The 22,832-nt window shown below is 59.9% G+C and carries 23 protein-coding genes and 1 pseudogene; 11 read left to right on the plus strand and 13 right to left on the minus strand.

What is annotated here, in order from left to right:
* Positions 1-331 precede the first annotated feature (331 nt).
* The gene (locus tag AC1DTN_RS28790; protein ID WP_477923673.1) at positions 332-916 is read left to right on the plus strand and encodes a hypothetical protein; all 585 of its coding nucleotides are present in this window, start codon (positions 332-334) and stop codon (positions 914-916) included.
* A gap of 155 nt (positions 917-1,071) precedes the next feature.
* On the opposite strand, the gene AC1DTN_RS28795 is transcribed toward AC1DTN_RS28790, so the two are convergent.
* Entirely contained in the window at positions 1,072-1,593 is a 522-nt protein-coding gene (locus tag AC1DTN_RS28795) for a hypothetical protein (protein WP_477923675.1), read from the minus strand.
* Positions 1,594-1,709: 116 nt separating this feature from the next.
* Positions 1,710-2,291, minus strand: a complete 582-nt coding sequence (locus AC1DTN_RS28800) for a dienelactone hydrolase family protein (RefSeq protein ID WP_477923677.1) — start codon at positions 2,289-2,291, stop codon at positions 1,710-1,712.
* Between the two features lie 149 nt (positions 2,292-2,440).
* Between AC1DTN_RS28800 and AC1DTN_RS28805 the strand changes: the two genes are divergently transcribed.
* Complete coding sequence (locus AC1DTN_RS28805) at positions 2,441-2,656, plus strand: hypothetical protein (protein ID WP_113324993.1); 216 nt, start codon at positions 2,441-2,443, stop codon at positions 2,654-2,656.
* A 117-nt stretch (positions 2,657-2,773) separates the two neighbouring features.
* Here the strand turns inward: AC1DTN_RS28805 and AC1DTN_RS28810 are convergent, their stop codons facing one another.
* Positions 2,774-3,907, minus strand: a complete 1,134-nt coding sequence (locus tag AC1DTN_RS28810; RefSeq protein WP_477923678.1) for an FAD-dependent oxidoreductase — start codon at positions 3,905-3,907, stop codon at positions 2,774-2,776.
* An 83-nt stretch (positions 3,908-3,990) separates the two neighbouring features.
* Here AC1DTN_RS28810 and AC1DTN_RS28815 point away from each other — a divergent pair, with 83 nt between their 5' ends.
* The gene (locus AC1DTN_RS28815; RefSeq protein WP_477923679.1) at positions 3,991-4,725 is read left to right on the plus strand and encodes a TetR/AcrR family transcriptional regulator; all 735 of its coding nucleotides are present in this window, start codon (positions 3,991-3,993) and stop codon (positions 4,723-4,725) included.
* A 76-nt stretch (positions 4,726-4,801) separates the two neighbouring features.
* On the opposite strand, the gene AC1DTN_RS28820 is transcribed toward AC1DTN_RS28815, so the two are convergent.
* The 3 genes from AC1DTN_RS28820 to AC1DTN_RS28830 form a co-directional block, all read right to left on the minus strand.
* Positions 4,802-8,296 (minus strand): hypothetical protein, encoded by a 3,495-nt coding sequence (locus tag AC1DTN_RS28820; protein WP_477923680.1) that lies wholly within the window; start codon positions 8,294-8,296, stop codon positions 4,802-4,804.
* A gap of 744 nt (positions 8,297-9,040) precedes the next feature.
* Complete coding sequence (locus AC1DTN_RS28825; protein ID WP_477923681.1) at positions 9,041-9,436, minus strand: KTSC domain-containing protein; 396 nt, start codon at positions 9,434-9,436, stop codon at positions 9,041-9,043.
* The gene (locus AC1DTN_RS28830) at positions 9,433-9,690 is read right to left on the minus strand and encodes a KTSC domain-containing protein (protein WP_113324987.1); all 258 of its coding nucleotides are present in this window, start codon (positions 9,688-9,690) and stop codon (positions 9,433-9,435) included. Before AC1DTN_RS28830 ends, AC1DTN_RS28825 begins: the two co-directional genes overlap by 4 nt.
* Before the next feature lie 314 nt (positions 9,691-10,004).
* Between AC1DTN_RS28830 and AC1DTN_RS28835 the strand changes: the two genes are divergently transcribed.
* Both AC1DTN_RS28835 and AC1DTN_RS28840 read left to right on the plus strand, forming a co-directional pair.
* Positions 10,005-10,559, plus strand: a complete 555-nt coding sequence (locus tag AC1DTN_RS28835; RefSeq protein WP_477923683.1) for a terminase small subunit — start codon at positions 10,005-10,007, stop codon at positions 10,557-10,559.
* Positions 10,560-10,563: 4 nt separating this feature from the next.
* Positions 10,564-12,060 carry a terminase gene (locus AC1DTN_RS28840; RefSeq protein WP_477923685.1) on the plus strand — a complete coding sequence of 499 codons (1,497 nt, stop codon included), beginning with the start codon at positions 10,564-10,566 and terminating at the stop codon, positions 12,058-12,060.
* 163 nt (positions 12,061-12,223) lie between these two features.
* On the opposite strand, the gene AC1DTN_RS28845 is transcribed toward AC1DTN_RS28840, so the two are convergent.
* Together AC1DTN_RS28845 and AC1DTN_RS28850 are read right to left on the minus strand one after the other, a co-directional pair.
* Entirely contained in the window at positions 12,224-12,790 is a 567-nt protein-coding gene (locus AC1DTN_RS28845) for a hypothetical protein (protein ID WP_439015504.1), read from the minus strand.
* The gene (locus AC1DTN_RS28850) at positions 12,787-14,016 is read right to left on the minus strand and encodes an AAA family ATPase (protein WP_439015505.1); all 1,230 of its coding nucleotides are present in this window, start codon (positions 14,014-14,016) and stop codon (positions 12,787-12,789) included. Before AC1DTN_RS28850 ends, AC1DTN_RS28845 begins: the two co-directional genes overlap by 4 nt.
* A gap of 63 nt (positions 14,017-14,079) precedes the next feature.
* Here AC1DTN_RS28850 and AC1DTN_RS28855 point away from each other — a divergent pair, with 63 nt between their 5' ends.
* The 3 genes from AC1DTN_RS28855 (at position 14,080) to AC1DTN_RS28865 (ending at position 16,323) form a co-directional block, all read left to right on the plus strand.
* Positions 14,080-14,355 (plus strand): hypothetical protein, encoded by a 276-nt coding sequence (locus AC1DTN_RS28855; RefSeq protein ID WP_439015506.1) that lies wholly within the window; start codon positions 14,080-14,082, stop codon positions 14,353-14,355.
* A 199-nt stretch (positions 14,356-14,554) separates the two neighbouring features.
* Positions 14,555-15,457 (plus strand): ABC transporter substrate-binding protein, encoded by a 903-nt coding sequence (locus AC1DTN_RS28860; RefSeq protein ID WP_439015507.1) that lies wholly within the window; start codon positions 14,555-14,557, stop codon positions 15,455-15,457.
* A 578-nt stretch (positions 15,458-16,035) separates the two neighbouring features.
* Positions 16,036-16,323 (plus strand): hypothetical protein, encoded by a 288-nt coding sequence (locus AC1DTN_RS28865; RefSeq protein WP_113324981.1) that lies wholly within the window; start codon positions 16,036-16,038, stop codon positions 16,321-16,323.
* Between the two features lie 225 nt (positions 16,324-16,548).
* Here the strand turns inward: AC1DTN_RS28865 and AC1DTN_RS28870 are convergent.
* Positions 16,549-16,740: pseudogene (locus tag AC1DTN_RS28870) on the minus strand (4-oxalocrotonate tautomerase); the annotation flags it as partial.
* Positions 16,741-16,877: 137 nt separating this feature from the next.
* Here AC1DTN_RS28870 and AC1DTN_RS28875 point away from each other — a divergent pair.
* Positions 16,878-17,744 (plus strand): LysR family transcriptional regulator, encoded by an 867-nt coding sequence (locus AC1DTN_RS28875; RefSeq protein WP_477923686.1) that lies wholly within the window; start codon positions 16,878-16,880, stop codon positions 17,742-17,744.
* 119 nt (positions 17,745-17,863) lie between these two features.
* Here AC1DTN_RS28875 and AC1DTN_RS28880 read toward each other — a convergent pair whose 3' ends face one another.
* The 3 genes from AC1DTN_RS28880 to AC1DTN_RS28890 form a co-directional block, all read right to left on the minus strand.
* The gene (locus tag AC1DTN_RS28880) at positions 17,864-18,391 is read right to left on the minus strand and encodes a P-loop NTPase family protein (RefSeq protein ID WP_477923687.1); all 528 of its coding nucleotides are present in this window, start codon (positions 18,389-18,391) and stop codon (positions 17,864-17,866) included.
* A 158-nt stretch (positions 18,392-18,549) separates the two neighbouring features.
* Positions 18,550-18,975, minus strand: coding sequence for a hypothetical protein (locus AC1DTN_RS28885; protein WP_477923688.1), 426 nt, complete (start codon positions 18,973-18,975; stop codon positions 18,550-18,552).
* A 258-nt stretch (positions 18,976-19,233) separates the two neighbouring features.
* The gene (locus AC1DTN_RS28890) at positions 19,234-19,938 is read right to left on the minus strand and encodes a response regulator transcription factor (protein WP_439017240.1); all 705 of its coding nucleotides are present in this window, start codon (positions 19,936-19,938) and stop codon (positions 19,234-19,236) included.
* Between the two features lie 228 nt (positions 19,939-20,166).
* Between AC1DTN_RS28890 and AC1DTN_RS28895 the strand changes: the two genes are divergently transcribed.
* Together AC1DTN_RS28895 and AC1DTN_RS28900 are read left to right on the plus strand one after the other, a co-directional pair.
* Complete coding sequence (locus tag AC1DTN_RS28895; RefSeq protein ID WP_477923689.1) at positions 20,167-20,343, plus strand: hypothetical protein; 177 nt, start codon at positions 20,167-20,169, stop codon at positions 20,341-20,343.
* Positions 20,344-20,603: 260 nt separating this feature from the next.
* Positions 20,604-21,242: a glutathione S-transferase family protein gene (locus AC1DTN_RS28900; RefSeq protein WP_477923719.1), complete on the plus strand. Its 639-nt coding sequence runs from the start codon at positions 20,604-20,606 to the stop codon at positions 21,240-21,242.
* 71 nt (positions 21,243-21,313) lie between these two features.
* On the opposite strand, the gene AC1DTN_RS28905 is transcribed toward AC1DTN_RS28900, so the two are convergent.
* Positions 21,314-22,399 carry a hypothetical protein gene (locus AC1DTN_RS28905; RefSeq protein ID WP_477923691.1) on the minus strand — a complete coding sequence of 362 codons (1,086 nt, stop codon included), beginning with the start codon at positions 22,397-22,399 and terminating at the stop codon, positions 21,314-21,316.
* Between the last annotated feature and the right edge of the window lie 433 nt (positions 22,400-22,832).

The following is a 22,832-nucleotide window of genomic DNA, read 5'->3' on the forward strand; positions in this document are numbered from 1 at the left end:
GGTATGCAACTTGACCTGCGCGGGAATGGCACAGTAGCTGATAGTGGATTTATGTCATGAATCTGATGGTGCGCGATGCCTGCCGAGATGGGCTCGACCGACTTGGAGGGGAAATCGTGGAAACCAGTCAGGACCGGTTCTTTCAGGCCGTAGCGATGATGCCGGATTGAGCTTACAGATGCCACAAACCGGAATTGAGGGGATCGAGAAGGCCGTGAGTTCGCTGCGGAACATCAAGACCGCGCTCGACAGAATGATGGAGAGCCTCGACTTCGTCAAAGTGAGCGGCCTTCTCTATCGCCGGCCAGGCATTGGCGGCGTTGAAAGCCTTGTGGAATGGAACCTGTTCGGAAAGCCGATCAACAATATCGCGTGCGATTTTGGCCTCAGAAACCCGCAAGCCCTCGCCTTCGCCGAAGAATGCCTGATCCTGTATGGCGGGCCGGTCTACGGCCACAGAAAGCCAGAGACATTTTCATTCAACGCGCGCTGTCAGGTCGGAATGCATTGCAGCTGGAGTCCGCGCTCCTCTTTGCGGCTCAGCGATTATGGCGATCGCCTAGAGCCGCTCATCGAGCGGGCGGCGGCCGATATCGGCATGCTGATCCGCAAAAGGGCTGCGGCAATAACATCGCTCGAACAATTTTGCGATCTCCTGATCCGCAACGACGACTGGATGCCATGGGATCATTCGCACGGCGCCTTAAGAGCCGCCGAATACGCCTACCTCGCCTCGCGGCTTGGGATCAAACCAGAGACCATTCTCAGAAATCTCGAGCCATATGCGCGCGTGAATATCAGAAGTGGCGTGTCCAGGACGATCGACGCTGGCATCTATCTGCAAAACATCATGCGACACCTGGAGATCACCAGCGCAGAAAGCGTCGGAGTTACGATTGGTAAAGATGGAGCCTAAAGGGCTCATCAATAGCTATCGAAGCCGCCTACACTGTCCTTGCTTGGGGCGGTCGCCTCCCTCATCTCCTCCTGGTGCTGGCACGAGGGCCCCGGAATGAGGGAAATTGAGATTGACAGCGCCTCATCCGGATACCGAACCCATCTGATCCAACCTCATCCTCCTCCCTGACCACCCGCCTGTCCGCTATCGAGCCCCCTAGCAAACGCCTCGAACCGCGCATCATACGCCCCGAACGCCCCCTCCCCATCGAAAATCCCCCAATATTTCCGGAACGACGGCTTCTCGATCTGCCTTCTCAGAAACGTCTCCCAGCCGGGCCAGAAATGCTCTGTTATCTCGGGCGTCTTGTGCCGTTCCAGAAAGGCGCGCTCGAAGATCGAGATCATCATCTCGTAGAAAATGTCGCGCCTGACGAGGTCGTCGGGGGAGAGGTCGGCGGGTTCTTCCTGCCAGGGGAAGATGCCGAGGTGGGGATGTTCGACGGAGAGTTCGAGCAGCCGGTGATAGGCATCGCTGATCGTCAGATAGGAGCTGTTGAACTCCTGCTCCTTCTCCTTCACATGGGCGCGGCGCGCCTTGATGAGCTCGACGACGCCGGCGACGATCGCGACGAAGGTGCCGACGGCCGTCAGCAGCGAAATGAGATCGGCATAGTCGAGCAGCGCATTGTGCATGGGCGCAGGCTACATCTTCGCCCTGGCAGGTCAATCGCTGCCTGTTACCCGGACTGACACACACTCTCCCTGCCCATGCCCGCCGGTCGTTCCGCTTGCGGGGGCGCAGGAATGGATCAAACGCGATCCAGGAACTTAAGCACCCTGATCGTGAGCAACGCGGTTGCATCCGCGTCATAGGATGGGAGCGAGCTGTCGGCGAAATAGTGCTGGTCGCCGGGATACAGGAAAAGCTCCGCGTCCTCGACCTTCGCCACGATCTCGCGGGCCGCGTCGATATCCCCCTCGCCGACGAAGACCGGGTCGTTGTCCATACCGTGAATCTGCACCGGGACGCCGTCCGGCCAGGGGCCGAAGGCCCACGTGCCGCTGATCGGCAGGCAGGAGTAGAAAAGCAGGGCTCCGCGGGCTCCTGGCCGTGTCTGCGCGAGCTTCTGCGCCGGCAGCACGCCGAACGAGAACCCGGCATAGACGATCCCCGAGGGCAGTTTGTCGGCCAAGCGGACGCCGCGCTCCCGCATGTCGTCGAATCCGGTCTCACCGATATAGGTGAGACCCTGTTCGATGCTCTGGAACGTGCGTCCGTCGAAGAGGTCAGGCGTGTGCACGACGTGACCGGCGGCCCTGATGTCGTCGGCGAAGGCGCGCACGCCCGGGGTCAGCCCCTGTGCGTGGTGGAACAACAAGACCTCGGCCATAGAGAGCCTCCGCATGAGATGGTCTGGCACACGTTCGGCCAGTTTACAGGGTCATCGCCTCGCCGGGAAGAGTGCGGACGCGGTACGGCTTGACACCAGCATCGGCAAATTTAATCTCCATCCGGTTGCAAAAAACTGGGAGACTGCCGATGCTTCGTACCATCCTGCTTGCAGCGGTCACCATCGCCATGACCTCCGCCAATCCCGCCTCAGCGGCAGCCTGCAGGAACGCCGCCGGCCACGCCGTCAAGTGTCCGGCCAAATCCGTGCAGCAGAGGTCGGTTGGGCAAAGCAGCAAGCTTCCGCAGGGAAAGGCGCGCACGCACGTGTCGGATACGACCGGCCGAGTGAATTACAAATGGTGACGGCCGCCTAGAGCAATTCCAGCAAAAGTGCGCAGCGGTTTTGCGTCCAGAATTGCGTGAAAACAAAGAGTTAGAGAATTTCCGTGATTCGGAGAAGAACGGAAAGGCTCTAGCGCCTCATCCCTGCCCGAGCTTGCCGGTGAAGAAATCGACCAGCCCATAGGGCGCGCGGTCGCCGACGCAGAGATCCAGGATAAAGCGGGCGCCTTCCGCCTCCGTCGCGCTGCGGGTAAACATCGGCTCTTCATAGGCGGCGAGCGCTGCTTCGATATTGTCGGGCTGCGCGGCGATTGCCTTTGCGAGCTCAGCGCCGTCGAACATAGCCAGGTTTGCCCCCTCGCCCGATGGCGCCATCAGGTGGGCGGCGTCGCCGATGAGCGTCACGCCTGATGCCCGCGGCCACCGGTGCGCATCCGGCAGCGCATGGATCAGGCGCGGGGCGAGCGCCGTATCGCTTTCGGTGATCAGTGCAGTGAGCGCCGGCGCCCAGCCTGCAAATTCCGTGGCGATCCTGGCCTTTGCCGCAGCGGCATCGGAAAAGTCGATGCCGGCGATCCACTCGGGCGAGCGGTTCATCTGGATATAGGCGTGCAGCACGCCGCCCGCCTCGCGATGGGCGACGATGCCCTTGCCCGGCGAAAGCGCAAACATCGCGCCGTTGCCGACCACTTCTGCCGCAGCCGTGTGGCGGACATCGGCATCATGGAGATAGGTTTCGATGAAGGCCGTGCCGACATAGGCGGGCTTGGCATCCGAAAGCAGCGGCCGCACCTTCGACCACGCACCATCTGCCCCGACAAGCAGATCGCTGGCGACGCTGGTCCCGTCGGCAAAGCTCAGTTCGTGCCGGCCGGCGCCGAGTGCCGCAACGCCGGTGAGTTTCTTGCCCCACTGGATCATGCCCGCAGGCAGGGAGCTTATGAGGATGCGACGCAGATCGCCGCGCAACACCTCCGGGCGCGAGAGCGCGCCGTCATCGGCCTTCTCCAGCAGCACCGCGCCATGCTGGTCAAGCGCGCGTGCGGCCTGGGCGCCGTGATGGATGATGGCGCGGAACGCCTCGGTGAGGCCGGCATCCTCCAGCGCCCGCTGGCCGTTATGCGGGTGAATATCGAGCTGGCCACCCTGTGTGCGGGCCTCGGCCGAAGGCTCCGCCTCGTAGATCGTGGCCCCTATGCCGTTGACGGCGAGGACGCGGGCAAGCGTGAGGCCGCCGAGGCCTGCCCCGACGATCGCGACTGTTGCAGTCATTACATTCCCTTCCGAAGATGATTGGAACGGTGTTCCATAGATAGTAATTGGAACGTCGTTCCATTCATGTCAAGATGCAGCCCATGAAAATCAGGAATCAGCAAATCAAGACCCAGCGGACCAGAACCCGCCCAAACAGGACCCAACGCAGCGAGCGGCGCACCGACGCCCTCTCAAAGGAAAGGATCGTCGAAGCGGCGATCCATATCCTCGATGCCGAGGGCGAAAATGCCCTGACCTTCCGCGCTCTCGCCGCGCGTCTCTCGACAGGCAGCGGGGCGATCTACTGGCATGTCGCCGACAAGAACGAATTGCTGACCGCCGCCACCGACGCCATCATCGGCCGCGTGCTGACCGATGTCGCGCAAGATGCCGAACCGGGCCAGGCGATCCGCACCTTTGCCCTCGGTCTGTTTGACGCCATCGACGCCCACCCCTGGGTCGGCACCCATCTTTTTCGCGAGCCGTGGCRGGCGGCGATGCTGGAGATCTTCGAAGCCATCGGCGGAAGGCTGCAGGCGCTCGGCGTTCCCGAAGAGGCGCTGTTTAATGCCGGGTCGGCGCTCGTCAATTACATCCTCGGCGTTGCCGGACAGAATGCCGCCAATGCCCGCCTGCTGCCGCAAGGCACGGACAGGACCGCCGCCCTCCGCGCCGTCGCCGCAAGCTGGACCGAGCTAGACCCGGCGCGATATCCCTTCGTGCATCATCTGGCCACGAAGCTCGGCGACCATGACGACCGCGAGCAATTCCTCGCCGGCATCGACCTGATCCTCGCTGGCATCGGCACGATCGGGCGAACAGATCGAGGGAGCTGAGACCGCGGAACGGGCGGCTCTCGCCCTATCGCGGTCTCACCCCGCACCCCTGAGCCGGATCATGGTGGCGGCAAGGTTACTCGACGAAACCCATGACGCGCAGCATCGAAAACAGGATCGACCATGCCCGCTCGCCGGCGACCGCCGGCCCGGATCTCGCCACGGCAGGAGCGGACTTCGGTTCGATCTCCTCCTCGTCGGCGCAGGACTGGATGTCGTCAGCAAGACCTGGCGGCGCCGCCAAGGGTGGGCCTGTTGCCGCACTCTGTGCCTTGTCGGGCGTGCCGCAGGGAACGAGATAGCCCTGCTCCGGATCGACCGCGTTCAGAAGGTAGAGATAGGCGAGCGCAGGAGACATGCTGCGCTTGGGGAAATAGGAGGCAAAGAGCCCAGTTGCCGTCGAGCGGTGGGAAAAGATCTGGTAGACGCGCGTCTGCACGAATTGCACCAGCTCGGGATCGTCCCGGTTTACGAGCAGAGCATAGGGTTCATAGGTCAGATATTCGGCGCCGGTCGGCTGCTCCACCACGCAGGGCGCATTGCGGGCGTTCCAGCTGTCGAGCTTGCCGAGGATCAGCTCCCGATCGCCCATGAAGATCGGCCTCAAGCCGGGGCTCGGGCTGCAGAACCACTGGATGAGCTGCCCGTAATCCTCCATGGGGCAGAAATGATATTCACGCCAGGACTTCTTGTCCTTGTCCTTATCGCCGCCATCTTCCTTCTTGGCTGCAGGTTTGGATGACGGGCATAGGGGATCGGTAACGGCTGATGCCAGCTTGCCCAGATTTGCCTGAAGCGCCACCTTGCACGCTGGGCTTTCCGGGTTGGCCTGCTCGCCCTCCTTCTTCGGAGGACAAATCTCCTTCAGTGTGTCCAGGAGCTTGTGCGCCATCACCTGGGACGGCAGCGGGAGGAACGATGTAGCCTGCTCCTTCGGTTGAATCTCGAGGTCCGCGAGGAACAGCGCACTCTGCAGCGCTTTCCTGAGCACCGCCTGGTCGGAAGCACTCAGGGTGGCGCCTTTCGGAAGCATCTGGATTCTGCGCTGTGTCGCCGCCGCCGCATCGAGAAAACGGCACCGCTCGTAGATCGCCTTTCGCTGGGTCGGCGCAAGCGTCTTGAAGAGATCGACCTGGCAGCTCTTGAGGGCGACATCGGCGGCGGTCGTCGCCGAGACATAACCGATCAGAACGTCGCCACCGCGCGTCGTCGCCTCGCGCGACGACCGGTCGAGATAAGAGACGCCGGACGCAAAGACGATCGGCGAGTAGATGCTGTTCCAGTTGCGTCTGGACCGGCCCTCGCCACCCTCGGCATCGTCGCCTGAATCGCCTTCCTCGCGATCGCCTCCATCGCTGTTGGCGCTGATCGGCGATCCGGAAAAGCGCATCGTAACAGTATCGCATAGAACCTGGATACGTTCCTTGCCGTCGACGGTTTCCCCGTTCACCAGCTTGAACCGGTCGGCTGATGTAACCGACTGTTCCTCGATCGTGTACTCTCCGCCTTCGAATATTTGATGGCATAGATCCGCCAGGTAGCCGATATGGTGAGGCTTTCCATGTCCGTCATCGGCGAGATACGAAAATGGCTCGACATCGTCACGAAAGCCGACCCGGATCTCCTTGGCAAGCATCGGCGTGCTGAGCGCAAAAGCGGCTGCCACGATAACGCTGACGGCCAATCCAACATTCTTCCCATCGATCGGCGACCGCATGTGGCTGGAACCGGGCTGACCCAAGATCCAGGTCGACAGAAACACCAGGACCGTCAGTATCAGGCGACTGAGGGTATCCGACCGGCGGCTGCAGTCTGCGGTCGCGATTGTCGCCATACTCAGGCATTCACGAGCCCAGACGGGATTCCAGAACCAGCTGTGGGCGATGGATAGGATAAGGACCGCGGCAGCACAAGCCACGGCGTGGCCAAGCACGGGTTCGCCGTCAACCCGCCGATCGGCCGCCAGCAGGCATATCGGGACCATGGGAAGAACGATGACGGCCAGCGTCGGGTAATAGAGTATGAAAGGACTCGATCCGCCGACGAGCAGCGCATTGAAATAGTTCGCGTTCTGAGCGACCGCGAAGGCGCGCAGCATCGCGACGCCGGTCAGTCCGATCACCGATGCAGCCAGGGCAAGCGCAAGGCAGGCCATGATCTGCGACAAGCGCGAAGAATGGCTATGCTGCCCCTTTGATTGTGTTCCGGCCCAATCCTTCGTGTCCCATCGATATTGGCGGAGCGAAAATGCCGCAAGAAGAGGCAGCCAGGTAAGGGAAGCGATCGTCAGTGTTTCCAGGAGGGCGGTAAGCAGGACGCCGGCGAGATTTGTCGTTTCGACATACTGGCCGGCAAGCTCCTGCACCCCCTTCCAAGCGCCGGCGGCGAAGAGAATGAAGACCGGAATGAGCGATACCAGAAGCCCGGCTTCCGGCCCGCTGCCGACCGCATCGGGCCGGTCCGTGTCCCACAGCAGATCGGCAAGAGCGTCGATAGCGTGAACATCAGCCGGGTGCGACGGCTTGCCCGGCCCTCGAAAGTCGGGATCGCGCTCGAGGAAGATCGCCAGCAGGGTCACCAACTCGAAACGGATCGCGGTTGCGTCCTTGATGACGTTCGAAAGATAGTCGTCGAACCGGGTTTCGCTGAAATGCGTGTCGGGTTTCGCCGGATCGACGGGTTCCCGCAGCCTCCGCTGCCCCTCGTTCAGCAGCTTGTCCGCCAGGTCCACGAACTTTCTTTCGGTCTCCCGCACGCGCGTTGAAACCTCGGCTCCCGGCCAGCTGCCACGGGTGTTCTTGGCCCAAACGACCAGGAGCTCTAAGTGCGACAGGAGGCTGACCAGTTCCTTCCTTCGGGAAAGCCGCTTCCCCAGCAACCGTTTGAAGCGCTCATTGCTCTCGATCTGCTCTTCCCAATTCTCGCGATAGCCATTCAACAGCGCGCGAAGGGAGCCCGCGCTTTTGTCTCGGTCTTCCTTATCGTTCTTAGGGGGACGAACGGAAGGTTCCTCGAGCGTGGCTATGAGGCTGCGTGTCGTCTGTTCGACACGCACGGGGATGCCGGCCGCCCGGAAAGCCCGATTTCGAAGCCACTCCTCAGCGAGCCGCACGGGCGGAAGCATATCCGCGAGCCCTGCGAACGCGAAGGCAAGTGTCAGCGGCCATTGCGGGCTGTCGAACTTCAGTTCGGCGACATCGACAGAGATGCCGGCAACGGGGATCATCTGCGTTGCCTGAAAGATGAGCTTGCCGAAGAAGGTGAGCGACACATAGAGCAGGAGCAGCGCGCCCGCGTAGATGAAATAGGCCCTGTGGAGCGAATTCTGGCCGCCAAGATCCGTGGGGTCGAATTCGCGCAGCGCTTCGGAGGTGGCATTGATGTTCCGCCCCTTGCTCTTGAACCGCGGCCAGGAGAAGAACACCACGAAAAGGCAGCCGAAGGCGAAGGCGTACAGGAAAGACGGATCGAACCTGACGCCCATCATGGGAAGCTGCGGCATGTCGCTGAGGCTAAGGCCCTGGTACTTCCACAGCGACCACGGGATATCCGCCGGCCAAGGATTATCCATCCGCCCCTCCAGAAATAGTGGCGTTCGCAGGTTCTCAAGCGGAACCAGTCAGTGCCGGTGGATCCGGATTTTCCTCGCTAGCAGCGAGCGACATTCGGGTCGCATGGCCCCGCTACCGCAGCGGGCGGAACGACTGCCATGGTCGATACGCTGAGGCCTATGGCGATGAGCAGAACGAAGATACGCATGTTACCCTCCCTAACTCACTTTATAGTAGCATATCTGAAATAACGAGGAAAGAGCGCCTGCCGTAAGCGACAGTCAAGTGCAAAGAAAGACGCTGTGAAATAAAGATTTACGGCCTTGTTAGGCTACCTTTTCACTTTGGCAGAATGCTATCTATCATTGAATTAGCACATTCGTAACTATAGGCGGTCCGCATGTCGGACCTGGCCGGAGGGCGGGTTGGGCGTCGCGAGAGAGCCAAAAAAACGCCGCCACCAGTTCGCATTCTTCCTTCTTTCACCCCTAACCACCTGAAAATGAATAAGAATTTGGAATAGTGCGGCAAAAACGGCCTAAATTCAGGCTAAGTTATTGATTCTGAATAAGTGATCCACTTACCCCTAAAAAATACGCGTAAAGAGATTCAAATTAAGAGAGAGCACCTGACGACGGAAAAAAATACAAAAGTTTTTTCGCTTTCCTGGATCACTTATTCAGGATCAATGACTTAGCCCCGTTTGCAGCCATGCCTGCAGCATCGGCCCCTCATCGGGCCGCGGCTCCGATGGTCTGCCTGTCTCAGTGATGAGGGCTGCGGGAGAAAAGCCGGGGGAAGGAAAAGTGCCGATGGGGTTCGTCGTCGCGGGGGAAGGCATCGCGGATGTGCTGCGTGTAATACCAGCCGGGCGATGGCGCGGTGATCAGGTTCAGGACAACGGCGGGAGGCACGTCGAAATATCGGCGGCGGCCTTTCAGGCGATGCTCGACTTCGAGGACCTTTGTCGCAGGATCATAGGTGATCTCCCTGATCAGATGCGATGCGAGTTCCAGCGTCGCCACCCTCGGGCGGGTGCCGGGATCCCCGGAGATGTCTTGAGACTGCGCCCCGCGCTGGCCGGGCGCGGCAGCAGCACCTGCCGCGTAGTCATGCCGCCCCCCGTGCTCGCCCCCTTGCCCGTGATGGGTTCGGCTCATCTCCGCCCCGCACCTTCGGCTTCCAGCGGGCGGTTCGACGGCTCGATCTGGGATTCGTAGAAATCCAGCTTGTCCTCGGCAATGCGCAGGCCGACAATGTGCCCTTCGATGACATCGACATGGGTGTGCAAGCTGCCGTCGGAAAATTCGACGACGAGCCTCGAAGGCTCTTCGCTATAGCCAATTCTGCTGATTTCCCTGTCTCGGCGCGCCTTTTCAGATGCACCGATAGCATTCTTAAGTTTTTCAAGCATCAGCGAGCTCCTCTATTCTAATAAATCCCTAATCAATTCAATGCTTCGCGTAACGAATAGCTTTTCGTTCAAAAGATCAGGTCGTTAAGATTTGGATATGTGTGACGAGCGTATTCCACGGGGAATTTCTTGCTTTGAGGTAGGCAGATCGATCCATTTTCCTCCGGAATGGCGTGGCACGAAAAGCGGCTGAGGCACCAAACGCATAGGCTCCGGAAAGGTTCCCGCCCGTCGTTCACAATTCTCCGTTGCCTTTCCGTTCATTGCACCAACCATTATCAGGTTATCTCCTCGGCAAACCGAGGTGTGATGGCATGAGCGAATTGACGGCGCGGCAGCAGCGCTTTGTGGAGGAATATCTCGTCGATCCCATCGGCGCGCAGGCGGCGATAAGGGCGGGTTATTCGACGCGCGCAGCGGCGGTGACTGCCTATCAGCTGCTGAAGAAGCCTGATATCGCCGCAGCCATAGCAAGGGCGAAGGCGGAGCGCTCCGAGCGCACGAGGATCGATGCGGACTGGCTGCTGACGCGGCTCGCGGCCGAAGCCGAGGCCGATCTCGGCGATCTCTATGACGAGAATGGCGATCTCAAGCCGATCCGGGAATGGCCTGCCATCTGGCGGCAGGGGCTGGTGACGGATGTCGAAATCTCCGCGCTCTACGAGGGCACGGGCAAGGAGCGTCGCGAAATCGGCCATGTGAAAAAGGTGAAATTCGCCGAGCGGCTGCGCCGGCTGGAGCTGATCGGCAAGCATATCCGCATCAATGCCTTCAAGGAGATCGTCGAGCATAAGGGCCTGAGCGCGCTTGCCGAGCGACTGGAGCGGGCGCAAAGGCGCAGTGAAGGCAATGATGGCGAGGCGCAATAGGCCCATGATGCCTCGAAAGCCCCTGCCCTCCGGCAGCGAAGTCAGCGATCCCAATGACGAGATCATCGACCTTGCCGCCGGCTGCCGCTTCAGCCCGAAGCGCTGGAGCCAGATTGCCTGGGACTGGGGTGTGGGCGAACTCGCAGGTTACGATGGCCCGCGCCCCTGGCAGGACGAGATCAACGATCTGATCGGCGCCCATCTGGCCGACCCCGAAACCCGCTACCAGCCGCTGCAGATATCAGTCGCCTCCGGCCACGGCATCGGCAAATCGGCGGAAATGGGCATGCTCTCGAACTGGGCCATGTCCTGCTTTGCCGATTGCAAGGTGGTCACGACAGCCAATACCGAGGGCCAGCTGCGCACCAAGACGGCGCCCGAGATCGGCAAATGGTTTCGCCTCTCGATCACCGCCCACTGGTTCGATGTGCAGGCCATGTCGATCAAGTCGCGCGATCCCGATCGCAGCGAAAGCTGGCGGCAGGATTTCATCTCCTGGAGCGAGCACAATACGGAGGCCTTCGCCGGCCTGCACAACAAGGGCCGCATCATCCTTCTGCTCTTCGACGAGGCCTCGAAGATCCATGACAAGGTCTGGGAAGTGGCCGAGGGCGCGCTGACGGATGAGGACACCGTCATCATCTGGATCGTCTTCGGCAACCCGACGAGAAACAGCGGCCGTTTTCGCGAATGTTTCCGCCGCTTCCGCCACCGCTGGGTGGGAAGGCAGATCGACAGCCGCTCGGTGCCGGGCACCAACAAGCAGTTCCTTCAACGTCTCGTGGACGATCACGGCGAGGATAGCGATATCGTCAAGGTGCGCGTGCGCGGCCAGTTTCCGAGCCAGTCCGCCATGCAGTTCATCTCCGCCGACGATGCAGACAGGGCGCGCAGCACCCATCTTCGCTCCGAGCAATATGCTTTCGCGCCTGTCATATTGGGCATCGACCCCGCCTGGACGGGCGATGATCCGACCGTGATCATGCTGCGCCAGGGCCTTTATTCGAAGCGGCTAGCGACCATTGCCCGCAACGACAATGATATCGAGGTCGCCAATCTCATCGCCCGGCTGGAGGACGAGTATGAGGCCGATGCGGTCTTCGTGGACGCCGGTTATGGCACCGGCATCGTCAGCGCCGGCACGGTCATGGGCCGCCCCTGGCAGCTCGTCTGGTTCGGCTCCACCAAGGTCCTGGACCCCGGCTATTACAATATGCGCGCCTATATCTGGGGCCAGATGAAGCGCTGGCTGAAGGCCGGCGGCGCGATCGATCCCGCCAATGAGGTGCTCTATCAGGACCTGGTAGGCCCGGAGACCGTGGCGCGGCTGGATGGCAAGATCCAGCTGGAAAGCAAGGAAGACATGAAGGACCGCGGCCTGCCCTCGCCCAATGAGGGGGATGCGCTGGCGCTGACATTCGCGCAACCGGTGGTCAAGAAGATTCGTCACCGGCCGGGGACCGGGGTGAAGGCGGCGGTGGATTATGATGTCTATGGGTAGATCGGCGTGGCGGATTTGCGGGATTCGGCCGCAGATGCGACCGGACATCATGGCCGCCATAGGGCCGATTCAGGAATGTCCGGTTCCGGGAAGTGCGTGGTGAAGCTGCCGTTGCCGTCAGTTGACCGTTGCCGAGCGCGTGGAAGTCGCGCGTATCCGATAGCTAGAGCACCCCAATACAGCGTAGCAGGGCTTGCAGTTCGGCCTCAACAGCTGCCGCCCGCAGGACGGCATCCCGATCAATTCGGCGCGCTAGATTGGCGCGCGTCATGGGCTTTTTGTATTCCGGCCATTCCTTCTCGAGCGCCTTTATCGCCCCCGGCGTATCGGGCGGGCGGTGGGCCGCCTTGCCCTCCAGATGGCGCAGCAGCACCGCCTCAAAACAGGGTCGTTGCCAGAGGATCGTGATTCGGTTGTCGGCCGCGAGCTTGCTCGTTCGCTCGGCGCGCTGCGGATCGCGCTCGGCCTGGTCAAAATCCAAAAACGCGAAGCGTTCCGCAGGTGCACCACGTTTTCTCTCGAGCAGCTTCAGGCGCAGCACTGCCATTTCGATACGCGACAGCGGATCGCCTGCCCCAGGCCCTAATTCGTCAACGTGCAGGTGCACCGGCAAATTGGCATCGCGGATCAAGTCTTGCAGAAAACCGGCATAACCGACTTCTGACGCGCCCTCACAGCCGATATATACCGGACGGCGAAGCTCGATATATGGCGTGCGACGACGATTCATCCGAGATGTGGAACCCCGCCGTATGCACCGCTCAGATATTTGCGGTAGTGGTTCTCGTCGCGGCGCACCTTCACGTCCATAAGGCTGTAAAGATGGCTGCGGCCCTGCCGATCCTTTTCGCAGATCACGATTTCCTCTTTGTTGAGGTCATCAAGCAGCGAAGCCGAATGGCAGGAAAGCCAGAGTTGTGCTTCGAATTTGTTGCGCCCCGAAGCCGCATAGAACCATCGTACTAGCTCGGGCAGCATGTTCGGGTGAATGGCCGCGTCCATTTCGTCGATCACGGCGATACCACCCGTGTCCAGCGCGCTTACGATGAACGGGAACATTTTGATAAAGGCCCGCGTGCCGTGGCTTTCCATCAGCCAAGGCATTTCGACCTCAAGCCCCGCATGCTTGAACAGCAGCAGCGGCCCGTTGTCCGTATTCTGAAAGCGCATCCCTTCCACACCCACGTCGATGCGACTTAGCTCATCCCTCAATCGCGAGACGACGTCGGGCTGGTTCTTCAGATAGTCGATCACGTCGCGATCGGCGAAGGAGTGCACAGGCTCAATTTGGAAGACGGCTTTGCGCGCTGTATCCACGAGAACCTGCGCGGTCGGGTGCTGGAATTTCGCGAACGACGACAGCACCGTGTGATTGCCGGCGAGTGTCTTCACGAGGTGCTGGAAGCCCGAGAGGCTGAAGGTCTTTGAGTCCTTCACCTTGCCCTCGGCATCGCGTTCATAGACTCGCTGCCATTTCCCTAGGCCGTTCGGCCTCTGGCGCAGCGCCTCGGACGCAATCCGTACGGCGAGCCCGTCCTTGAGTTCGATTTCCAGTTCGTAGCGGTAAGTGCCTTGCTCGACCTTTTCGCCGTTTGTGGCGCGCTGATAGACTTCCGGCGTCAGGTTCATGATACCGCCCAGCTCGATCGCGAACCGGATCGGCCGATTGGCGGATTCCACATCGTTGAAACGCTCAATACCAGCGAAGCCTGGCGCAGTGCGCACTACGCTGTCGCGGATCATCGTCACAACGAATTCGAGCGCGCGCAACACCGTCGTTTTGCCCGAGGCGTTCGCGCCATAGAGCGCGACGACCTTCGGCGCGCGCACGTCCGCGCCCTCGAAGATGGGAGCATAACGGCCTTCAGGATCAGGCACTTTTCCGTCCACCGTCAGGTCGAGCACCTGCGGATCGCGGATGGAGAAGAAGTTTTCGATCTCAAGCTTGTAGAGCATAGAATACCTCGCTTGCGGGTCAAATTAGCATTTTCAACGAAATTTTGTCAATAATCCGATTATATGCTGATTAACTGCTTTCCTCAGCGACAGCCCCAAGGAGCCGGAGCCCAGTCGAAACACTCGATCAGCGGCGCGATCGATCCCGCCAATGAGGCGCTCTATCAGGATCTGGTAGGCCCGGAGACCGTGGCGCGGCTGGACGGCAAGATCCAGCTCGAAAGCAAGGAAGACATCAAGGACCGCGGCCTGCCCTCGCCCAATGAGGGTGATGCGCTGGCGCTGACCTTCACGCAGCCAGTGGTCAAGAAGCTGCGTCACCGGGCGGGGACCGGGTGAAGGCGGCGGTGGACTATGATGTCTATGGGTAGCGGCGTGGCGGATTTGCGGGATTCGGCCGCAGATGCGACCGGGCATCATGGCCGCTTCGGACCGAAAGCTGCTGTAGGCGGGATCAGACCGCTCCGTCGGCTGCTTGCAATGCAGACCCTGAATTCGGAAGATTGCTGCCCACAGGCGTCGCATCACGGAGGACACAATGCAGCCTCACCTACCTGTACGGATTGGAGTGCTTCTACCTGTGCCCGGCAATGATCAATTCCTGGCATCGTTGCGGGATGGTCTGCGGGACGTTGGCTGGTTCGACGAGGGTGCCTTTTCCCTCGAAGTCCGTCAGGCAGATGGGACGGTCGCGGCGTTCCGGCGTCTCGGCAGCGAGCTAGCCGCGCTTCCAATCGATGTGGTGGTCACCGCTTCGACGGCCGCGGCAACCGCCCTTGCGCAGGTGATGACGACCACACCGATCGTCTTTGTCGGCACCTTCGATCCGGTCGCGGCGGGCCTCGTCGCCAGCTTGGACCACCCAGGCCGGAATCTGACAGGAATTGCTGGATTTCAGGCCGATATCGCGGCCAAATGGGTGTCCCACCTCAAGGAGATCGCCCCAGGCATCAATCGTCTGGCGATCTTCTCCAATCCGGCCTCGGTCTCGCCTGCCGCGCTTGCCGGGTGGAAGGCCGTCGCGTCTCAGAGCGCGGAAATCGGCGAGGTCCACGTCGATACCGTGAACGATATCGAACGTGCCGCTGCCGACGTTGCAGGAGATACCCGCGCCGGCATGATTGTGGTGCCCCACACGTTTCCCTTTGCGAACCGCAAAGCGGTGGTGGAAGCGATGGCGAAGCACCGGGTGCCAGCCATATACGGCATCGCCGAAATGGTCAGGAGCGGCGGGCTGGTCAGCTACGGGCAGGATCTCGGTACCCAATGGCGCATGTCCGCCGTGTACATCGACAAAATCGTGCGGGGAGCAAGGCCCGACGATCTGCCCGTTCAGTACGCGGCACAGTACGCCCTGGCGATCAATAAGGGGGCTGCGACTGCACTAGGACTCGTCGTTCCAAAAGCCATGATCGAGCGAGCTGATGAAGTTGTCGAATAGGGAAGCGAAAACGCTGAAGGACAGCTTTAGGCTCGCGAGCGGTCCTCCACCAAGCTAAATTGAGCGTTCGAGTTGGGCCGATCTCGGCCATCGCTCAAAAACGCCATAAGCGTTCACCCCGCGCCCTGACATCAAGTGAGACAGGTCTCGGACTTCGCGCCGTTCGTACCTTGCCGCCCACAAGGCGGCGGTGGATTACGATCCGTATGGGTAGATGGGCGCTACCGGACCGAGAGGATTAACCAGTGGTCGCAGCAGGCTAATCACAATGCACGGTTCCAATTTTATCCACAGGTTTATTCGCAAGCTCCAGGCGAAAAAAATCCCGCAGAAACTGGGATTTTCTGGCGCGAACCGCCGAGTTAATCCAACTGGTCGAATTGCTGCGCGTCATGCGCGGGCGTCTAATCGCATTGTCACGGTGAAGGGCGCAGATGAGACAAGCACCGGGGCTGGGGCTCGTCTTGGTGCTGGGTGGCGAGCCCCAATGTCTTCGCCAGTTATCTGACGAAACGACGTCAGAACAGACTGCCTCGGGGGACGCTTAAGGATGAACTCCATCTTCAGAAGGTCCGCCAATGCCGCCCCTGCTCGATGCCGACGACCCAAACAGCCTTGATATTGTATGCGATGTCATCCTGGTAGACTGGTACAACGCAGGTGTAGACACCTTCGATATCAGAGACTTCAGGGAAGAAATGGAGTCGCATTACAAGGAGATGGGCAGACCCGTCCCTGCAGAGATTGCGGATCCCCAAAAGCTCGTTCCAACCCTCCGGCTGCTGCAGGCGCGCATGCACATTGTCAAGCCGACGCGGATTACCGGTATCGAGTGGCAATTCGTGAGAAATGGTAACGGGGATTGAAGGCGCCAAGGCCACGCGCTGGCGGGTGCCCAAAAGACGGTCTGCCTCTTTGACGATCGCATCAGGCTGCCCGAAAATCGATTGCGATTTCCGGGCCGATGCTCGAGGCACCGCGGGCCGTCTCTAAAGCGCGTCGCGATCTTTCAGATTCGCTTGTCGCACTTTAGATTCTTGTTTTCGCGTGTCGTTATCGCAAAACCGCTGCACACTTTTGCGCGACACGCTTTAGGCCTCGGACTTCAGCTTGCCGCCGACCGCCCAGGAATCCTTGCCGATCTCCGTTATCAGGATTTCCAGCGATTCAGGCGGGCACGCCAGGGTTTCGACGGCGGCCCTGGTGGCTTCGCGCACGAAGGCGCGTTTCTGATCGTCGGTGCGGCCGGGATGCATCTGCAGGTGAAGAATGGGCATGTTTTTTCCTTGGTCACGTTGGAATGTCCCGTCGCCTTGGCTCGGGCATGACGACTATGTTGTAAATGCCGCGGTTGATAAATAAGCTGCAGGTATCGCCATTCGAAACCTACAGGTAGGTAATCACGGACAAGCTGGCTGGCATGGCAACGTTCGTCAGGGTTATCGACGCCGGCAGTTTTGCGGCAGCGGCAGAGATCGCGCGCGTGTCGCCCGCCATGGTTGCCAAGCAAATCAAGACGATCGAGGCCCGGCTCGGGGCGAAGCTCATCCATCGCACCACGCGGCGCCATCAGCTGACGGAGATTGGTCAGCTCTACTACGAGCGCTGCAAGCGCGCGCTGGCCGAAGTGGCGCTGGCCGAGGCTTCGGCAAGCGAACTCCAATCGGCGCCGCGCGGCCGGCTTCGGCTGGTTGCGCCGGTGAGCTTCGGGACGCAGAACCTCGTGCCGGCGCTGATCGACTATCAGAACGCCTATCCCGACGTCAGCATCGAGCTATCGCTCGACAACAACGTCCATGACCTCGTCGGCGAGGGTTTCGAGCTCGGCATCCACATCGGCCCGCTATCGGTCAGCAGCCTGGTCGCCCGCCCGCTGACCCCCTATCGGCGGATTCTCGCAGCCTCGCCTGATTATCTCGCCCGCCATGGCCGGCCGGCCTCGCCGGAGGATCTCGCGCACCATCTCTGCCTTGGCCACTCCTATTGGCGCATGCAGGATCGCTGGCACCTGATCGGGCCGGGAGATGAAATGCGCGATGTACTGATTTCCGGAAAATTCTCGACCAACCAGGGTGCGGCGCTGCGCATGGCAGCGCTCAGCGGCGCGGGAATCGCGCTTCAGCCGGAATTGCTGCTGGCGGCTGACATCGCCGAAGGGCGGCTCGAGCCGGTGCTTCCGGAATGGTCCTACCGGCCTGTCCCCATGTACCTTGTCTACGCGCCAAACCGGCGGCCGACGGCGATGTTGCGGACGGTGATCGATTTCCTGGTGGAACGGTTTGGCTAACGAGGCTCGGTCTTGGAGGCTCGGTCCTGGCCGGCATCGAAGATATCCGAAAAATCAATTCCTGAAGCGCGTCGCCTGGAACAGGTTTGATGCGACGTGCTTCGAGATTGCTCTAGGCCCTAAGCGGTCATCGCACGGACACTCTCTACATATGCGCCGATCTCAGCCCTGTTCCTGAGGATTATCTTGGAACCTGCATAGGCATCGAATAGCTTCTGATGGCTTGAATAGGAGGTCGAAGAGTCCTTGCGCTGGCGATACTCTTTGATCCACTCGATCAGTTCTTTGAAACCTTCCTCGCTGCCACCACCTTGAGTGCCTCGAGCTGTTGCATTCGCGACGCACTCATCCTCGGGAAGGTCGATCCACACCAAGGTCGTCACTCGCTCCAGCACAGCCTCCGCCAGCCAGCCGTAGACCCCTTCCATCAACCAGGCCTCTGCCTTTGCAGCTTCAACGACCTCGTCGAACACGAGTCGATTGTTTCGCGCTATCCCATACTGACCGGGAACCCAACGCACATCATCGAGATGGATCGCTGGACAGCCGATCAAGACACCGATCTGACGAGCGAGCCAGCTCTTACCGGTCCCGCCATTGCCGAAGATCAATATCCGCTGAAGTTGTTCTTGCTGGATTGGACACATGGTTCTCTCCGGACAGGCGCTGTCAGGACGGAAAAGATCATGAAAGCAGTTTGACCACAATTGGCGCGATCCGGCCGAAGTCACTCGGCAGCTTCCGGCCGATATCGTTGAAAAACCAGATCGGCGAACCTATTGATGCTGAAAGGGCGGCACTACCCCTATCTCAAGTCGTAGCATTTGGTGGAGACACGGAGTGCCGCTCCCCAATCCTGCTCTGCCATCGCGGTAAAGTCCCCGTAATGTAGCTCGTCGCCGTAGTTCCAGATGCAGAGCATTGTCGTTTCGTTGTTGATGAAAGCTAGTCCGACGACACTACTGTTTCCGCCCAAAACCTCATTCACCGTGGCGATCTCAGAGCTTAAAATCGCTTCGTCGATGTGATCTATGAGTTGGTGGATTTCAATCTTCCCGAATTCTGCCATGTCAACGGGACCTTCAAGAGCTTGATCGTCCGCGATGACACTCTCTCCATCGCCGGAGCAGCGTACTCTGATGGCAAAATTATTTGAAAGCTCGATGCGGATCGCGACAGGATTCGTCCAATCCAGGTTTCCTTCAAAGCTGAACAAATCTGCAGAGATCAACCGTATCTTCATGCAGCTAAGATATGCATAGGTCATGTGACGCCGACAAGAACTGACATCGCGAAGACGAGCCAATTGCCCACCTTCGTGTCCTATGATTCAATCGTGTCGCACTGATTTGCGGAGGATCGAGCGATGATGGGATGTCAGTCGGCTCCAGCGCAGCTCTTCTACGACTTCTTCCTTGATGATCACGTCCCCGCCGGGTGGCGCCTGCCCTTCTCACGTTGCGACAGCGCCCTTCCCTGGCGACCCTGCCTAACTCGGCGCGGCGTCATGCCCGGCGGCTCTTTGAACCAGGCGGGCAACCACTTCAGTACGGTTCTGCGCCTGCAGCTTGCGCATGATGTGCTGCAGATGCATCTTCACCGTATGCCCCGACAGATTGAGTTTTCCCGCAATCACCTTGTTTGAGCAGCCGCTTTGCAGCTCTGCCAGCACATCCGCTTCCCGCGGAGTGAATTCGGCAATCGCCAGGTACTGCATCCTGTCGTCCAGCCTTCTTTCGGCCTCGGTTCTGACCGGGATATGCTCGTTCGAGCCGTTTGTAACAGCTCCCATGAGCTGCGGGAAAAATGTTCCCCCTGCCAGAACAAGACGAAGACCGGCAAGGGCGATATCAATGGGCAGTGAAGTCGTGAAAAAGCCGCGGATACCCATCGTGAGCGCCTGACGGGCTATGAAGGCGTCGTCAGTCCCTGAGAGCAACGTGATAGGAGCCTCAGGAAAACGTGCAGCAATGGCCGCAAGGTCATCACGCAGGTTAGTGCTCTCGATACTTCTGCCGGCCAAATCCAATGCAATCAAACGCACCTCAGCTCCAAGAGCTCGGTCGAGGCTCTCGGTCGAGATCAAATCGATAAAGTTCCAACCGGCGAGTTCATGCTCAAGAAGCTTCACCACGGTGGTGCGCGCCAGTGTAGAATGCTCGATTATGATCACAGTTGGTGCAGTGCGCCCCATTCGGCGCTTAGTCTTGGCACTGTCGGACACTTGCGTGCTCCCCAGAAGATTTGCAACCCAACAGCTATTCACAATATTCCTGTTCTCGCTTCATGTCATGATAAAAAATGAGTGTATTACGGGCATCAATAGTCTGATCTCTCATGATAATTCTTATAGTCTATAAGAATCCGGTGAGAGACAACTGTATCCGTAGAGCACTTTTGAAAGCTTATCTATGAGGCGCTGTTGAAGCGACTTGTCGCTGCAGACTTACCAGTCTTCGTCGAATTCACGTACGGCAAGCGCGTCAACAAAGCTTTCAAAGGCACTGAAAAGGCAGGCGATCTGCTACAGATCCTTTCTGGAGAGAGCCGTTTGATAGAACGCGCTGCCGATCGGCTCGGCTTTGTTCCCATAACTTAGTTCAAATCAGTCGCCGACCTCTCCAGCGAAACGACCAGCGCGAAAAGCGACAAAAGCCCGAGATCGCCGGTAACCCTTTATGATTACTGAATAACTGGGGGCCATTGACGCAAACATCAGCTGGCATCTCAATCCAAACCGAACTTAGCCGAAATAGACATGAATAAATGCTTCGCTGCCGGTTTTGGCGTTGTCGGACCGGTCCGGTTTCAATCGTCTCTCGGATAGCAGGCCAAAAGGAGACGACGATGACCGACAGGATCACCCCCACCATTACCGTCTTTGAACGGTCGCCTGATCGCGGCCAGGGACTGGCGCGTGACATGCCCGTTCGCTGGGCGCTCGAAGAAGTGGAACAGCCTTACGAGGTTCGCCTTGTTTCGTTCAAAGCGATGAAGGAGCCGGCGCACCGCGCGCGTCAGCCCTTCGGGCAAATCCCGGCCTATGAGGAAGGCGATCTCGCTCTCTTCGAGTCCGGGGCGATCGTGTTCCATATCGCAGAGCGCCATAGAGGCCTGCTGCCACACGATGCGAATTCCCGCGCCCGCGCGATCACCTGGATGTTCGCTGCGCTCAGCACGGTGGAGCCGCCGATCATCAACCGCGGCCTCGACGAGCCCTGGTACGAGCAGCGCCGGCCTCTCGTCGAGGAAGGTATCCGTGATCGATTGGGCGACCTTTCCGTCCGGCTTAGCGATGCCGACTGGCTCGACGGTGTCTTCACCGCCGGCGACCTGATGATGGTGTCGGTGCTGCGCAGGTTGAAACGATCGGGCATTCTGGAGGAATATCCGAATCTCTCCGCCTACGTCGCCCGCGGCGAAGCGCGGCCCGCCTTCGAGCGTGCTTTCGATGCTCAGTTGGCGGTTTTCACCGCCGCATCGACCGGCTGCCCATGACTGGCTGATTGAGATCCGTCGGAGGCTCGCAGTCGTCTTGCGAGATTTTGTTCAGTTGATGGGTCGTGATCCTAGCTATGCATGAAGCCCAGAATGTCGTCGACGAGAGCCGAATGGGCGTCTGTGAGGTTGCCCTCTCCGCTGTGCCCCCCGATACCGGCCATCTGGAGCGCATGCTGGTCATAGAGAACATGATCGACCTGTTGGGCGTCCGCCGTCCCACCGGCGGGAACGGCAATGTTGATGGGATGGAAATAGGCGAAATTGACGTCGACCATGCTGCCGGTTGACGATCCCACCCCGCCACCGCCGCCCGCATGGTTGCCGGTGAAAATCGTGTCCGACGACAGGTTGAAGCCACCGCCATTGCCGCCGATGCCGGCGATCTGCACAGCGCCCTGATCGAAAATGACATTGTTTGTCTGATGCGCCTCAGCCGAGCCGCCCGCGGCGCCGATCGCGATGTTGATCGGTGAGAATATGGCAATACTCACGTCGACGATGCTGCCGACGAAATATCCATTGCCGCCGTGGCCCGCATAAAAGTCGCCGTTCAATGTAAGCGACGTCCCCTGGCTCAACGCGTCATGGCCCGCAGCATTATGGTCTCCGCCCGAGCCGCCCATGCCGCCGATCTGGGTTGCGCCCTGCAGGAACAGTGCGTTGTTCGTTTGCAGGGCGTGAGCCTCCGCGCCAGGGCCCACCGCCACGGCCGTATTGACGGGGACAAACACCGCGGTTTCGGTGCTGACGAGCCCACCGTAGAAGAGACCAGTGCCGCCGCTGCCGGCATGACTGGCGCCCTCGCCGCTGCCGATGGCAACATTGCCGCTTCCACCATTCCCGCCTATCCCGGCCATTTCGGTGGGATGCTGATTGATGAACGCATCATTGCCCTGGACGGCGTCGGCAGCCGAATGCGGTCCCGCAATAGCGGCATTGGACGGCATGAAGACGGCCAATGCATTGCTGCTGATCACGCCGTCGCTTATTCCATCACCGCCGCTGCCGGCTGAGCTATAGCCTGGACCGGAAGCGACATCCAAGGGAAGCCAGGTCGGCACCAATGCCAGATGCCCCGCGGCCACGTTGGAAGCGAGGTGTTGATCGGAGCCTGACTTGGGCAGGTCTTCCGATGAGGGACGAGTTTCCGTCATTACCGTCTCCATTCCGCGGACAACCGCACGGCAACCGAGCGTGCAGCGGATGTAGGCTGAATTGTTCAGGCCCTGAATTGTTCAGGCATTGTGCATCTGAACGGACGAAAAGCGGAGCCTGCAATTCGTCTACATCCCCTTGGCTAGTTCTGTAGCCATTTGGCTGTCATGGCCGCAGCGCCCCTTGTGCGCGTTTGCGAGCACTAAATCCGCCTTCGGGGGTGGAGGCCCTGCATCCTTTACCCCCCGTTCTCGCGGCGTGTCATGAGAGTCTTTCAGCCCTCCTCCGCCAGGCGCAGCCTGATCAGAACCCAGCAATAGAGCCGGTTCGCTTGGGCGGCMGAGCTTCGAAAAGCGGCGGCGCTTCGGTGAGGTCGCAGATATGTTCATGACAATGCCATCCGGCGCCAAATCATCAAAAACAAGCTCAAAA

The sequence above is a fragment of the Rhizobium sp. 01T444 genome, from assembly GCF_056398305.1.

Excerpts from the sequence above, each read along its gene's own strand:
- AC1DTN_RS28805 (WP_113324993.1), top strand. The coding sequence starts at position 2,441 with ATGCTTCGTACCATCCTGCTTGCAGCGGTCACCATCGCCATGACCTCC.
- AC1DTN_RS28860 (WP_439015507.1), top strand. The coding sequence starts at position 14,555 with ATGCAGCCTCACCTACCTGTACGGATTGGAGTGCTTCTACCTGTGCCC.
- AC1DTN_RS28825 (WP_477923681.1), bottom strand. The coding sequence starts at position 9,436 with ATGAGCCGAACCCATCACGGGCAAGGGGGCGAGCACGGGGGGCGGCAT.
- AC1DTN_RS28845 (WP_439015504.1), bottom strand. The coding sequence starts at position 12,790 with ATGAATCGTCGTCGCACGCCATATATCGAGCTTCGCCGTCCGGTATAT.
- AC1DTN_RS28865 (WP_113324981.1), top strand. The coding sequence starts at position 16,036 with ATGCCGCCCCTGCTCGATGCCGACGACCCAAACAGCCTTGATATTGTA.
- AC1DTN_RS28830 (WP_113324987.1), bottom strand. The coding sequence starts at position 9,690 with ATGCTTGAAAAACTTAAGAATGCTATCGGTGCATCTGAAAAGGCGCGC.
- AC1DTN_RS28835 (WP_477923683.1), top strand. The coding sequence starts at position 10,005 with ATGAGCGAATTGACGGCGCGGCAGCAGCGCTTTGTGGAGGAATATCTC.
- AC1DTN_RS28890 (WP_439017240.1), bottom strand. The coding sequence starts at position 19,938 with ATGGGGCGCACTGCACCAACTGTGATCATAATCGAGCATTCTACACTG.
- AC1DTN_RS28880 (WP_477923687.1), bottom strand. The coding sequence starts at position 18,391 with ATGTGTCCAATCCAGCAAGAACAACTTCAGCGGATATTGATCTTCGGC.
- AC1DTN_RS28810 (WP_477923678.1), bottom strand. The coding sequence starts at position 3,907 with ATGACTGCAACAGTCGCGATCGTCGGGGCAGGCCTCGGCGGCCTCACG.
- AC1DTN_RS28795 (WP_477923675.1), bottom strand. The coding sequence starts at position 1,593 with ATGCACAATGCGCTGCTCGACTATGCCGATCTCATTTCGCTGCTGACG.
- AC1DTN_RS28850 (WP_439015505.1), bottom strand. The coding sequence starts at position 14,016 with ATGCTCTACAAGCTTGAGATCGAAAACTTCTTCTCCATCCGCGATCCG.
- AC1DTN_RS28875 (WP_477923686.1), top strand. The coding sequence starts at position 16,878 with ATGGCAACGTTCGTCAGGGTTATCGACGCCGGCAGTTTTGCGGCAGCG.
- AC1DTN_RS28800 (WP_477923677.1), bottom strand. The coding sequence starts at position 2,291 with ATGGCCGAGGTCTTGTTGTTCCACCACGCACAGGGGCTGACCCCGGGC.
- AC1DTN_RS28820 (WP_477923680.1), bottom strand. The coding sequence starts at position 8,296 with ATGGATAATCCTTGGCCGGCGGATATCCCGTGGTCGCTGTGGAAGTAC.
- AC1DTN_RS28855 (WP_439015506.1), top strand. The coding sequence starts at position 14,080 with ATGCTGATTAACTGCTTTCCTCAGCGACAGCCCCAAGGAGCCGGAGCC.
- AC1DTN_RS28840 (WP_477923685.1), top strand. The coding sequence starts at position 10,564 with ATGATGCCTCGAAAGCCCCTGCCCTCCGGCAGCGAAGTCAGCGATCCC.
- AC1DTN_RS28905 (WP_477923691.1), bottom strand. The coding sequence starts at position 22,399 with ATGACGGAAACTCGTCCCTCATCGGAAGACCTGCCCAAGTCAGGCTCC.